The sequence below is a fragment of the Streptomyces morookaense genome, assembly GCF_013030945.1.
Classification (GTDB): Bacteria; Actinomycetota; Actinomycetes; order Streptomycetales; family Streptomycetaceae; genus Streptomyces; species Streptomyces morookaensis.
In genome coordinates this window covers 1-11568 of the sequence record NZ_JABBXF010000040.1, presented here as the reverse complement: position 1 = coordinate 11568, position 11568 = coordinate 1, and the positions used below count along the sequence as shown (strand labels likewise).

Annotated in this window: 14 protein-coding genes; 3 read left to right on the top strand and 11 right to left on the bottom strand. The window is 74.2% G+C overall.

Features of this window, described 5'->3' with window-relative positions:
* The first annotated feature begins 52 nt into the window (after positions 1-52).
* Positions 53-1225, top strand: coding sequence for a class I SAM-dependent methyltransferase (locus tag HG542_RS18545; RefSeq protein ID WP_229922864.1), 1173 nt, complete (start codon positions 53-55; stop codon positions 1223-1225).
* Positions 1226-1229: 4 nt separating this feature from the next.
* Here HG542_RS18545 and HG542_RS18540 read toward each other — a convergent pair whose 3' ends face one another.
* From HG542_RS18540 to tsaB, 4 genes are read right to left on the bottom strand one after another with little or no spacing between them, the layout of a single operon-like run.
* Positions 1230-1613 (bottom strand): hypothetical protein, encoded by a 384-nt coding sequence (locus HG542_RS18540; protein WP_171082845.1) that lies wholly within the window; start codon positions 1611-1613, stop codon positions 1230-1232.
* Between the two features lie 55 nt (positions 1614-1668).
* Positions 1669-2793, bottom strand: a complete 1125-nt coding sequence (gene tsaD, locus HG542_RS18535; protein ID WP_171082842.1) for a tRNA (adenosine(37)-N6)-threonylcarbamoyltransferase complex transferase subunit TsaD — start codon at positions 2791-2793, stop codon at positions 1669-1671.
* Complete coding sequence (gene rimI / locus HG542_RS18530) at positions 2777-3265, bottom strand: ribosomal protein S18-alanine N-acetyltransferase (RefSeq protein ID WP_171082847.1); 489 nt, start codon at positions 3263-3265, stop codon at positions 2777-2779. Before rimI ends, tsaD begins: the two co-directional genes overlap by 17 nt.
* A 50-nt stretch (positions 3266-3315) precedes the next feature.
* Positions 3316-3984: a tRNA (adenosine(37)-N6)-threonylcarbamoyltransferase complex dimerization subunit type 1 TsaB gene (gene tsaB / locus HG542_RS18525; RefSeq protein WP_171082841.1), complete on the bottom strand. Its 669-nt coding sequence runs from the start codon at positions 3982-3984 to the stop codon at positions 3316-3318.
* 168 nt (positions 3985-4152) lie between these two features.
* Between tsaB and HG542_RS18520 the strand changes: the two genes are divergently transcribed.
* A complete protein-coding gene (locus tag HG542_RS18520; RefSeq protein ID WP_373313207.1) occupies positions 4153-4749 on the top strand; it encodes a hypothetical protein in 597 nt (198 codons plus the stop codon).
* A gap of 12 nt (positions 4750-4761) precedes the next feature.
* Here HG542_RS18520 and HG542_RS18515 read toward each other — a convergent pair whose 3' ends face one another.
* The 4 genes from HG542_RS18515 to alr form a co-directional block, all read right to left on the bottom strand.
* Entirely contained in the window at positions 4762-4941 is a 180-nt protein-coding gene (locus HG542_RS18515) for a hypothetical protein (protein ID WP_171082824.1), read from the bottom strand.
* 103 nt (positions 4942-5044) lie between these two features.
* Positions 5045-5560, bottom strand: coding sequence for a tRNA (adenosine(37)-N6)-threonylcarbamoyltransferase complex ATPase subunit type 1 TsaE (gene tsaE / locus HG542_RS18510; RefSeq protein ID WP_171082837.1), 516 nt, complete (start codon positions 5558-5560; stop codon positions 5045-5047).
* An 11-nt stretch (positions 5561-5571) separates the two neighbouring features.
* Positions 5572-6768, bottom strand: coding sequence for an alpha/beta fold hydrolase (locus HG542_RS18505; RefSeq protein ID WP_171082835.1), 1197 nt, complete (start codon positions 6766-6768; stop codon positions 5572-5574).
* A complete protein-coding gene (alr, locus tag HG542_RS18500) occupies positions 6765-7976 on the bottom strand; it encodes an alanine racemase (RefSeq protein ID WP_171082832.1) in 1212 nt (403 codons plus the stop codon). Before alr ends, HG542_RS18505 begins: the two co-directional genes overlap by 4 nt.
* Before the next feature lie 89 nt (positions 7977-8065).
* On the opposite strand from alr, the gene HG542_RS18495 reads away from it, so the two are divergent.
* Positions 8066-9505 carry an NAD(P)H-hydrate dehydratase gene (locus tag HG542_RS18495; RefSeq protein ID WP_171082830.1) on the top strand — a complete coding sequence of 480 codons (1440 nt, stop codon included), beginning with the start codon at positions 8066-8068 and terminating at the stop codon, positions 9503-9505.
* Positions 9506-9695: 190 nt separating this feature from the next.
* Here the strand turns inward: HG542_RS18495 and HG542_RS18490 are convergent, their stop codons facing one another.
* The 3 genes from HG542_RS18490 to HG542_RS34535 form a co-directional block, all read right to left on the bottom strand.
* Positions 9696-10637, bottom strand: a complete 942-nt coding sequence (locus HG542_RS18490; RefSeq protein WP_171082828.1) for a MerR family transcriptional regulator — start codon at positions 10635-10637, stop codon at positions 9696-9698.
* Between the two features lie 54 nt (positions 10638-10691).
* Positions 10692-11318, bottom strand: coding sequence for an AAA family ATPase (locus HG542_RS18485; RefSeq protein ID WP_171082826.1), 627 nt, complete (start codon positions 11316-11318; stop codon positions 10692-10694).
* 10 nt (positions 11319-11328) lie between these two features.
* Positions 11329-11568: ATP-binding protein (locus tag HG542_RS34535; RefSeq protein WP_498063287.1), on the bottom strand; the 240-nt coding region annotated here is incomplete at its 5' end.

The following is an 11568-nucleotide window of genomic DNA, read 5'->3' as shown; positions in this document are numbered from 1 at the left end:
CGCTACCCTCCGCCGGACGTTCGCTACCGGAATATGCGACGAGAATGGCTGTGTGCCTGCACCGAACTTCACCGCTCTCCTCACCGACGAGGGGCAGCAGCTCCTCGACGAGCTGCGCCACTACGACCCCTCCCAGGAGCTCGCGACAGCGACCCGGCTGCGCCGTGAGCACCCCGCCGAGCTGGTGTCCGCCGCGCTCGGGCAGGCGCGGCTGCGGCAGCGGGCGGTCGCGAAGTTCGGTACCGAGGACGCGTACCGCATGTACTTCACCCCCCACGGCGTCGAGCAGGCGACCCGCGCCTCGGTCGCCGCGTACCGCGCCCGCCGCTTCGCGGCGCACGGGGTGCGCCGGGTCGCCGACCTCTGCTGCGGCATCGGGGGCGACGCCATCGCGCTCGCGCGGGCGGGCGTCTCGGTGCTCGCCGTCGACCGCGACCCGCTGACCTGCGAGGTCGTCCGGGCCAATGCGGCGGCGCTGGGGCTGTCCGAGCTGGTCGAGGTGCGCTGCGCGGATGTGACCGAGGTCGACACCTCCGGGTACGACGCGGTCTTCGTCGACCCCGCGCGGCGCGGCGGCCGTGGGCGGATCTTCGACCCCGAGGCCTACTCGCCGCCCCTGTCCTGGGCGGTCGGGGCCGCCCGCAAGGCCCCGTTCGCCGCGCTCAAGATCGCACCGGGGGTGCCGCACGAGGCCGTCCCCGAGGAGGCGGAGGCGGAGTGGATCTCGGACGGCGGTGATGTGAAGGAGGCCGTGCTGTGGTTCGGCACGGAGCCGGGCGCCCGGCGGGCGACACTCCTGCCGGGAGGCGCGTCGCTGACGGGCCGGGGACTCCCGGACCCGGCGGTCCGCCCGGTGGGACGGTATCTGTACGAACCGGACGGCGCCGTCATCCGCGCGCACCTGGTCGCGGAGGTCGCCGAGGAACTGGGCGGCGGGCTCGTCGACGAGACGATCGCCTATGTGACGGCCGACGAACTGCGCGCGACGCCGTATGCGGCGGCGTACGAGATCACGGACGTGCTCCCCTTCAACCTCAAGAAGCTGAAGGCGGTGGTGCGCGAGCGCGGGATCGGGGTGGCCGTGATCAAGAAGCGGGGGTCGGCCGTGGAACCGGAGGAGCTGCGGAAGAAGTTGAAGCTCGGCGGGCCGAACTCCTGCGTGATCGTCCTGACTCGGGTCGCCGGGGCGCCGGCGATGCTGCTGGGGCAGCCGGCCGGCGCGTGACCGCTCAGTCCAGGTCCGTCAGATCCTCCGCATAGAGCGTCGTCAGCGGCTGCGGGCCCACGTACTGCTGGCAGTTGCACCGGCCCGGCTCGTAGCGGACCGGCTTCTTGTCCGCGTCCCAGGCGACGGCCACTTCGACCGACTCATGACACTTGCCCTGTTTGTCATGCTTGGCAAGGTGGTGTCCGCAACCGCATACCGGGGCGGGCGGTTTGGCGGCCGCCTCCAGTGCCGCGCGCTCCTCGCGCTGGGCCTCGCGCTGCGCCTCCAGCTCCGCCAGCTTGCGCTCGTGGCGCATCTTGAGCCCGCTGCGCACGGGTTCGGTGACCTTGGCGACGATGCCCGCAGCCGGACCGGCGAAGATGAACGCCCACCAGAACCATTCCACCGCGGATCGCCGCCTTCCCCGTTTCCCCCGGTTGTACGAGCTTCAGGATAAGCCGTCAGGAATACAGGTTGTCCTTGCTCAACTCGTGGAAGTGGTCGTGGTCGTGGCTGTGTCCGTGACCGTGGTCGTGCCCCGGCACGTGCGGCTCCGTCACCGGCAGCGAGGAGTCCGCCGAGAGGTCCCACGACGAGGCCGCCCGGCCCCGCGCCACCATCTCCGCGCCCAGGGCCGCGACCATGGCGCCGTTGTCCGTGCACAGCTTCGGACGCGGGATGCGCAGGATGATGCCCGCGTCCTCGCAGCGGCGCTGGGCCATCGCGCGCAGGCGGGAGTTGGAGGCGACGCCGCCGCCGATCATGAGGTGGTCGACGCCCTCGTCCTTGCAGGCGCGCACGGCCTTGCGGGTCAGCACGTCGACGACGGCCTCCTGGAAGGACGCCGACACGTCCGCGACCGGGACCTCCTCGCCCGCGGCGCGCTTGGCCTCGATCCAGCGGGCCACCGCCGTCTTGAGGCCGGAGAAGGAGAAGTCGTAGGCGGGGTCGCGCGGGCCGGTCAGGCCGCGCGGGAAGCGGATGGCGTCCGGGTCGCCCTCGCGCGCGTAGCGGTCGATGACCGGGCCGCCCGGGAAGCCGAGGTTGAGGACGCGGGCGATCTTGTCGAAGGCCTCGCCGGCCGCGTCGTCGATGGTGGAGCCGAGGGGGCGGACGTCCGCGGTGATGTCGGGGGCCAGCAGCAGCGAGGAGTGGCCGCCGCTCACCAGCAGGGCCATCGTGGGCTCCGGCAGGGCGCCGTGTTCGAGCTGGTCCACGCAGATGTGGGAGGCCAGGTGGTTCACGCCGTACAGCGGCTTGCCCAGCGCGTAGGCGTAGGCCTTCGCCGCCGAGACGCCCACGAGCAGGGCGCCCGCGAGGCCGGGGCCCGCCGTCACCGCGATGCCGTCGAGGTCCTTCGCGCTGACCCCGGCCTCCTTCAGGGCGCGCTGGATCGTCGGGACCATCGCCTCCAGGTGCGCCCGGCTGGCGACCTCGGGGACGACGCCGCCGAAGCGGGCATGCTCGTCGACGCTGGAGGCGACCGCGTCCGCGAGAAGCGTGTGACCGCGGACGATGCCGACGCCGGTCTCGTCGCACGAGGTCTCGATGCCGAGGACGAGGGGTTCGTCAGCCTTGCGAGCCATGGGTCATTCCTTGCACTGCGGTAGAAGGGTCGGAGAGGCGCATGACGAGGGCGTCGACGTTGCCCGGCTGGTAGTAGCCGCGGCGGACGCCGACCGGCTCGAAGCCGAAGCGCTCGTAGAGGCGCTGGGCCCGGGTGTTGTCGACGCGCACTTCGAGCAGCACCTCGCGGCACTCGAAGGAGGTCGCGGTGGTCAGCAGCTCGGTGAGCAGCCGGGCGCCGAGGCCGGTGCCCCAGAAGTCGTAGGCGACCGCGATGGTCTGGACGTCGCCGGTGCCGTCGACGGCGGCGAGCCCGGCGTAGCCGACGGCACGGGGTTTCTCGTCCTCGGTCTCGGCGACCACATAGCGGCGGTTGGCGTTCGGGCCGCGCGCGTGGGCCAGTTCGGACCAGAACAGGCCCTTGGACCAGGCGTCGTGCGGGAAGAGCTCGCGCTCCAGCTCCAGTACCGGGGCGATGTCCCACCAGCGCATCTCCCGGATGCGGACGGGCACTTCGGCCGGGTCGGGCACGGGTGTCGCCGTCACTTCGGGGTGACCACCTTGTAGTTGGCCGGCACCTGGGCGTCGGGGCGGCGCAGGTACAGCGGCTGGTCCGGCAGGAACTCCCCGCCCGTGCGCAGCTTCTCGGCCGCGAGCGACGCCAGGGCGGCCGCGGACTGGTGCTGCGGCAGATCGGCCCGGACGTCCGTGAAGGCGTCGGCGTACAGCACGGCGCCCGCGCCGACGGCCGTCAGGCCGGCCAGCTTCTCGGTGAGCTCGGCGGGACGGTCCACGGCGGGCTCGGTCAGGCGGGTGCGCGGGTCCGCGTAGCGGGCCCAGTAGACCTCCTTGCGGCGGGCGTCCGTCGCCACGACGAACTCGCCGGTCAGGCCCGCCTGTCCGGCCGCGTACGCGATGCCGTCGAGCGAGCACAGTCCGTGGACGGGGACGGAGAGCACGGCGCCGAAGGTGGCCGCGGTGACGATGCCGACGCGCAGGCCGGTGTACGGGCCGGGGCCGACGCCGACGACGATGTCCGTCACGTCCGCCAGCTTCCGGCCGGCCTCCGCGAGGACCCGGTCGACGGCGGGAAGCAGCAGCTCACCGTGCCTGCGGGCGTCCACCTCACCCGACTCGGCGACGACGGAGTCGCCGTCGTGGAGGGCTACGGTGACGGCGGGGGTGGCGGTATCAAGAGCGAGCAGCAGCACACCGACAAGCGTACGGCGCCGGGTGGGGCGAGCGGTGCCCGGCCGGGAACCGGACGGTGAGCGCACCGGGGCTGCGGGCGCGCGGGCGGGGCTCGCGCAGGTGCTACGGTCGGCCGTGCGTAGGCGCGTATGCGCGCGCGTATCCGCAGCGTATTCGCAGACGAAGGGGTGCTCAGCGTGGCACGCAGCAGCTCGGGGGTCATCGTGGCCGCGCTCACCGCGGCGGCGCTGGCCGGGGTCGGCTTCCTCGCCTACCAGGCCGAGGCCGCGCCCGACAAGCCCGCCCGTCATGCCGCCGCCGCGGGCAAGGACAAGGCGTCCCAGCCGGGCGGCAGGCCGGCGGCCGGGGGCGCGTCGCAGGACAAGGGCCAGGAGCAGGACCGGAACGCGGTTCCGGCGGCCTCGGGCACCGGGATGCGGGTCGTCTACGCGCTCGCACAGAAGCGGGTGTGGCTGGTGGGGGCCGACGGCAAGGCCTCACGGACCTTCGACGTCGCACCGAGCGCGGTGTCCCCGCAGGCGGGGACGTACGCGGTGACGTCGCGCTCCGCGACCATCACCGGTTCGGACGGGATTCCGGTGGAGCACGTGGTGCGGTTCCATGCGGCGAACGGGGTGGTCTTCGGCTTCAGTGCGGCCGTGGACGGGTCCTCCCCGAACCCGAACTCCGGGAAGCGGACGGGTGCCATCCGGGAGAGGCCCGCGGACGGCCGGGCCATGTGGGAGTTCGCGGTGAGCGGCACCAAGGTGGTCGTCGTGCCGTAGGCGCGGGGCGCTTTACGCCGCGTCGCGCTCCGGGCTCTCCTCCGTCGGAGGCTCGGGTTCCTCGTCCTTCGGCGGAGTCGACACCGCATCGGCCGCCGCGCACGCCGCGAGCAGGTCGCGCATGGAAGGCGTCCGCTCCTCGGAGCGGTCCGCAGGCTCGTGGGCCGACATGTGCGCCTCCAGGGATGCCATGGGCGAAGTTAGGTAGACCTAACCGAGTCTCTGCACTCCATGTGACCATGCCCGGAGGCACCCGCGCAACATTTTGCCGACGGGTTGTCGGAATGTTGTCGGCTCAGCCGAGCGGCGCCAGGTCCGTGTCCGCCCAGCGGGCGCCCACGCCCGTCACCGTCACGGTGCGCACGTCGTCCGCCTCGTCGACCGCGAGGCCGTCCGCCCCGACGGCCCGCTCGATGACGACCCGCAGCCGGTCGTCCGACAGGTCCTCGACCTTGCCGTCGCCCCACTCCACGACGATCACCGACTCCGGCAGGGAGACGTCCAGGTCGAGGTCCTCCATCTCGTCCAGCCCGCCGGACAGCCGGTAGGCGTCGACGTGGACGAGCGCCGGGCCGCCCCGCAGCGAGGGGTGGACGCGGGCGATCACGAACGTCGGCGAGGTGACGGCACCGCGCACACCGAGGCCCTCGCCCAGGCCGCGGGTCAGCGTCGTCTTGCCGGCACCGAGCTCGCCGGAGAGCAGCACGAGGTCGCCGGGGCGCAGCAGGCCCGCGAGCCTGCGGCCCAACTCCCGCATGTCGTCGGCGGACTTGACGGTGAGCTGCGCTGTGGTGTCGTGCGGGGCGTTCATGCAGACCGATGTTACGGGGCCGGAGCCGTGCGCGGCGCCGGGGCGCTCACGGCGCCGGCCTCGGCCAGCAGCTCCGCGAGGCGGTCGTCGACGAGCCCGGGCTGCTCCATCATCACCATGTGCCCGGCCCCGGGGACCATCACCAGCTCGGCGTCCGGCAGGGCCTCGGCGATGACCTCGCTGTGGCCCGGCGGGATGACCATGTCCTTGTCCCCGGCGAGGACCAGCACCGGCAGGTGGTCGAAGGCGCACAGCGCCGCGAGCTTGTCGTGCCCGGCGAAGACCGCGTAGAACTCGGCGACCACGTCCACCGGCGTCGCCTCGATCAGCCGCTCGGCGAACCGCGCCACCGCGGGGTCCACGTCCCGCGCGCCGAACGAATAGCGCTTGACGACCCCGCCGACGATCTCGCTGGTGGCCCGGCGGCCCTTCTCGACCAGCTCGGTCTGGGCCGTCATCAGCTTGAAGGCGCCCGGCAGGATCCGCCGCGCCACGCTCCACCCGACGGGCGGCAGCCCGTACGTCACCTCGCCCATCCGCCCCGAGGACGTGCCGACGAAGGCCGCGCCGATGACGCGCTCCGCGATCAGCCGCGGATACTGGGCGGCGAGCGCCATGGTCGTCATGCCGCCCATCGAGTGCCCCACGAGCACCAGCGGTCCCTCGGGGGCGGCGGCGTCGACGACCGCCTTCAGATCGCGGCCCAGGAGGTCGATGGAGAGGGGAGCGCCCCGTCCGCGCTCGGAGCGGCCGTGGCTGCGCTGGTCCCAGAAGACCATGCGGACCCTGCCGCGCAGGGCCGCGCGCTGGAAGTGCCAGGCGTCCTGGCTCAGGCAGTAGCCGTGGGTGAAGACGACGGTGACGGGCGGTTCCGCGGCGGCCGGCCGGCGGCCGAAGCGGCGCCCGGGGCGCTCCGCCGCCTTCTGGTCCGCGATCTCGTCGACCTCGTAGTACAGCTCGGTGCCGTCCTCGGCGACGGCCGTGCCGGGCGTGCCGCGCAGCGTCCCGTACGGCCCGGACGAGTCCAGGGCGAGTCGGGCCTTGCGGCGCATGCCGCGCCCGACCGTCAGCCGCTCCACGGCGACCCCGACGGCGGCTCCGGCCGCCACGACCCCGACCGCGGCCCCGGCGAAGCCCGCCCCGCGCCGCCAGGCGGCGCCGGCCATCGCGGCGCCCGTGCCCGTGCCCGTACTGTCGCCCTCGCTCATCCTGTGCCCCCCGTGTCGTGGTCACGTCCCGAGTCACCACGTGGTGTGCGCGCAGTGCCGCCCGTACTTGCAGTGTCACCGACATGGACGCGGGGCACACGCGCCGAGATGCGGGTGACCACTTCATAGGCGATGGTTCCGGTCGCTCTTGCCCAGTCCTCGGCGGTGGGCTCGCCGTGGTCGCCCGGGCCGAAGAGGACGGCCTCGTCGCCGGGCTTCGCGTCGTCGCCGCCGAGGTCCACGACGAACTGGTCCATCGCGACCCGGCCCGCGACCGTGCGCCACTTGCCGCCGATCAGCACGGGGCCGGTGCCGGAGGCGGCACGCGGGATGCCGTCCGCGTAACCGACGGGGACGAGCGCCAGGGTCGTCTCGCCCGGGGTCGTGTACTGGTGCCCGTACGAGACGCCGTGGCCGCCGGGGACCCGCTTGACCGAGGCCAGGGAGGCCGTCAGCGTCATCACGGGCCGCAGGCCGAGCGACTCCGGGGTGCCGAGCTCGGGGCTCGGCGAGATGCCGTACATCGCGACGCCGGTGCGCACCAGGTCGAAGTGGGTCTCGGGGAGGGTGAGCGTGGCCGGGGAGTTGGCGATGTGCCGCACCTCGGGGCGCAGGCCCTGGCGCTCCGCGTAGCCGACGGCGTCCCGGAAGACGGCCAGCTGGGCGCGGATGGAGGGGTGCCCGGGCTCGTCGGCACAGGCGAAGTGGGACCAGATGCCGGTGACCCGGAGCAGGCCCGCCTCCTCCGCCGCGCGGGCGGCGGCCACGAGCTGCTCCCAGTCGCCGGGCTGGCAGCCGTTGCGGCCCAGACCGGTGTCGATCTTCAGCTGGACGCGGGCGGGCCGGCCGCAGGCCCGGACGGCCGCGGTGACCTCGTCCAGCGCCCACAGGCCGCTGACGGAGACGTCGATGTCCGCCTCGACGGCCTCCCGCCACGGGTCGCCCGGCGTCCACAGCCAGCACATCAGCCGGCCGGTGTCCCCGGCGGCGCGCAGCGCGAGCGCCTCCTGCGGCAGGGCCGTCCCGACCCACTCGGCGCCGGCCTCCCGGGCGGCGCGGGCACACGGCAGCGCGCCGTGGCCGTACGCATCGGCCTTGACCACGGCCATCAGCTGCGCGCCACGGGCGCGGGCCTTCAGGGTGCGTACATTGGCCCGCAGGGCGGCCAGGTCGACCACGGCTCGGACGCGCATCGGTGTCTCACTCATCCCCGTCAGTGTCTCAGGCCACGCGGCGGGCGGGGATGGGGGCAGCGGGACAGGTGTCGTGAGCGGGACAGGTGGGGGAGGCTGGCCCCATGAGGACTGGCTACAGCGTGGAGACCGTACGGGCCGCCGAGCGGGCGCTCATGGACGAGCTGCCGGAGGGCGCCCTGATGCAGCGGGCGGCGGCCGGACTGGCCGCGGCCTGCGCGGATCTGCTGGGGAAGGTGTACGGGGCCCGGGTGGCGCTGCTGGTCGGCAGCGGCGACAACGGGGGCGATGCGCTCTACGCGGGCGCCCGGCTCGCACGCCGGGGCGCCGGGGTCACGGCGGTGCTCCTCGCGCCGGAGCGGGCGCACGGGGGCGGCCTGGCGGCGCTGCGGGCGGCCGGGGGCCGGGCGGTGCCCGCCGGAGCCGGCGAACCCGTGCTCCGCCGGGCGGATCTGGTGGTCGACGGCATCGTCGGCATCGGGGGCCGCGGTGGCCTGCGCCCGGAGGCGGAGGCCCTGGTCGAGGCCGCGGAGGGCGCGCTCGTGGTGGCCGTCGACCTGCCGAGCGGCGTGGACGCCGACACCGGCGAGGTGCGGGGGGCGGCGGTGCGGGCGGATGCGACGGTGACGTTCGGCGCGTACAAGCCGGGTCTGTTCATCGACCCGGCGCGGGAGCACGCGGGGGCGCTCCGCCTGGTGGACATCGGCCTGGGCCCGTTCCTGGACGGGCCCCCGGCCGTGGAGGCCCTCCACCACTCGGATGTGGCCGAAATGCTCCCCTTCCCCGAGCCGGAGAGTGACAAATACCGCCGCGGTGTGGTCGGCATCGTCGCGGGCTCGGCCCGCTACCCCGGCGCCGCCGTCCTGGCCGTGGCCGGCGCCCTCCAGGGCGGCGCGGGCGCGGTGCGCTACGCGGGCCCCGCGGCGGACGCGGTGATCGCCCGTTTCCCCGAGACCCTGGTGACGGCCGGCCCGCCGTCGAAGGCTGGCCGCGTCCAGGCCTGGGTGGTCGGCCCCGGCCTGGGCGACGAAGCGGAGGCCCGCCGGGCCCTGGAGGACGTCCTCGCCCAGGACGTCCCGGTCCTCGTCGACGCGGACGGCCTGCGGCTGCTGGACACCGCGGCGGTACGGGCCCGGACCGCCGCCACGGTCCTCACCCCGCACGCCGGTGAGGCCGCGGCCCTCCTGGGCCTCTCCCGCGAGGAGGTGGAGGCCGGCCGCCTGTCCGCGGTACGCGCCCTGGCGGACCGCTTCGGCGTGACGGCCCTCCTGAAGGGCTCGACCACACTGATCGCCGACGGCAAGGACACCCCGGTACGGGTGAACCCCACGGGGACCCCGTGGCTGGCGACGGCAGGAAGCGGCGACGTCCTCTCGGGCCTGACGGGCTCCCTGCTGGCGGCGGGCCTGCCGGGGCGCGAGGCGGCATCCGTCGGGGCGTACCTGCACGGCCTGGCGGCACGGACGCTGGGGGCGGCGCCGATCACGTCCATGGACGTGGCGGCGGGGCTGCGGGGGGTGTGGCGGGACGTGGCGCGGGGGTGAGTCGGGGGATTCGGCGCTCTCCCGGGTGACGGTTCGCGCGAACCAGTGCGCTCGCGCGCTACGCAGCCGAACCAGCTGTCGAACGTCCCGACGGAGCACTTATTGCCACCCGGGTGCCCGGCCGACGGGCCGGGCAATCGGTGCGGTGCAGTTGCTCGACCTCGCAAACCAAGCCGGCCCCTGCCCCCCGCTACGCGGCGCGCAGCGCGGCGGCCAGCCACTCGGTGGCCGGGCCCATGTCCGGCACGGGCCAGCCGTTGATGACGGCGATCAGCTGCCAGTAGCGCTCGAAGCGCGCGTCGTGGCCGATCTCCAGCCGGTCCAGCAGCCACTGCCGGAACTCCGGGCCGTTCTCCTGCCCGGTCCACTCCGCGCACCGGGCGACCAGGTCGTCGAGCACCGGCCGGGCCTCTGCCGTGCCCGGCTCGATCCCCGCCTCCCTGGCCCGCGTCGTCCGCTCCTGGATCAGCGCCGCCAGCTGCTTGGCCTCCTCCGGGCCGGGACGGCTCCCGGCCTGCTCCCGGGCCTGGATCTGATCGACCGCGGCCCGGCGCATGGCGGCGCGGAACGCGTCGTCCTGGACGAGCTCGGCGAGCTCCACCCACGCGTCGATCTGCGCGGTCGTCGGTTCCTCCGGCAGCTCGGGCATGCCGTTGCGCATCGTCGCCAGGAACTCGGGGTCGACGTCGAGTCCCTCGAAGGTGCTGTCGATGAAGTCGCCGACCAGGCGGCGGCGTTCCTGGTCGGAGAGGTTGGCCAGTTTGTGCATGAGTTCCGTCTCCTCGGGTGTCGACCCGCGTCCGGCCACCGCCCTCAGCACGGCCCGGCGCAGCTGCAGCGTGCGGATCTGCAGGTCCAGGGCCTCGGCGTGCACGGCCGCGACCTCGGCGACGGTGACCTCGCGCTCCAGCACCTGCCGGATGGTGGCGAGGCCGACGCCGAGTTCGCGCAGCGTACGGACGAGACCGAGGCGCGCCGGCGCGTCGTGGTCGTAGAGGCGGTAGCCCGCGGGTGTGCGGGCGGCCGGCTGCACCACCCCGGCATCGGACCAGAACCGGATGGTCTTGACCGTGAGCCCGGTCAGCCGGGCGAGGTCGCCGATGGAGTGGGAGGGGGTGGTGTCGCCGTCCATGCCCGCCACCTTGGAGTCTCCCGTCGCTGGAGAGTCAAAGGGTAGGCCGGAGAGTCAGTCGAACCGGATGTGCCTGGCCTTCGTCGCCGCCCGACGCAGCCGCCCCCGCAGCGGGCCGTCCGTGTCCGGGGCGGGCGTCAGCCCCGCCGCGGCGGCGATGCGGTCGGCGACCTGCGGGACCGTGAGGTCGTCGGTCCGTACGTGTTCCGCGAACTCCGGCCCGTGCAGCCGTTCCAGGCAGTGATCGAGCTTCGCGACCGCGAAGCTCTGGCGCGGGGCGTCCTTCCCCGCGACGACCCGAACGGCGCGCCCGATGCCGCGTTCGCGGAGGCGGCGCAGCACGGTGTGCCGGTCGGCGAGCAGGGTGAAGTGCCGTACGTCATGGCCGCGTTCACGCAGCCGGCCGACCATCTCGGCGAAGTACGCCGGCTCGACGACCGTCATCGGCACGATCACGGTCCCGGTGTACCGGCCGAGGGCGAGGTCCAGGACCTCGTACACCCCCTGCCGCCACGCCGGAAGGTCCTGGAAGTCACCACGGAGCGGCCGCGGCAGCATCCGGTGCAGCCCGAAGCCGACATGCTCGGGGTCGCACACGACGCTGCCGGGCAGCCGACGCCGGAGCTCGTACGCGGTCTGCGTTTTGCCGCCGCCGAAAGGGCCGTTGATCCATAGGAGCATGGGTACGACCCTACGAGCGCAACTCGAACCACACCTGCTTGCCGACAAGTTCGAGCCCGTCCCACACCCACCGCACCCCGACGGCGTGCGAAAGGCGGCGTACGAGCATCAGCCCTCTGCCGCGCTCGTCCTCGGCGCGCGGTTCGCGCGGCCACGGCAGGCGCCGCGAGGGCGACCGTGACGAAGTCCCGGGCCGGCCGGACCGCGGGCGGCTCCCCCACTGACGGCACCCGGCCCACGCCGGCCCCGC

What these genes read in the sequence shown, in the direction of transcription:
- tsaD (WP_171082842.1), bottom strand. Translation starts at nt 2,793, where the DNA reads ATGGCTCGCAAGGCTGACGAACCCCTCGTCCTCGGCATCGAGACCTCG.
- rimI (WP_171082847.1), bottom strand. Translation starts at nt 3,265, where the DNA reads ATGCGCTGGTGGGACATCGCCCCGGTACTGGAGCTGGAGCGCGAGCTC.
- HG542_RS18515 (WP_171082824.1), bottom strand. Translation starts at nt 4,941, where the DNA reads ATGGCATCCCTGGAGGCGCACATGTCGGCCCACGAGCCTGCGGACCGC.
- tsaE (WP_171082837.1), bottom strand. Translation starts at nt 5,560, where the DNA reads ATGAACGCCCCGCACGACACCACAGCGCAGCTCACCGTCAAGTCCGCC.
- HG542_RS18505 (WP_171082835.1), bottom strand. Translation starts at nt 6,768, where the DNA reads ATGAGCGAGGGCGACAGTACGGGCACGGGCACGGGCGCCGCGATGGCC.
- alr (WP_171082832.1), bottom strand. Translation starts at nt 7,976, where the DNA reads ATGAGTGAGACACCGATGCGCGTCCGAGCCGTGGTCGACCTGGCCGCC.
- HG542_RS18495 (WP_171082830.1), top strand. Translation starts at nt 8,066, where the DNA reads ATGAGGACTGGCTACAGCGTGGAGACCGTACGGGCCGCCGAGCGGGCG.
- HG542_RS18490 (WP_171082828.1), bottom strand. Translation starts at nt 10,637, where the DNA reads ATGGACGGCGACACCACCCCCTCCCACTCCATCGGCGACCTCGCCCGG.
- HG542_RS18485 (WP_171082826.1), bottom strand. Translation starts at nt 11,318, where the DNA reads ATGCTCCTATGGATCAACGGCCCTTTCGGCGGCGGCAAAACGCAGACC.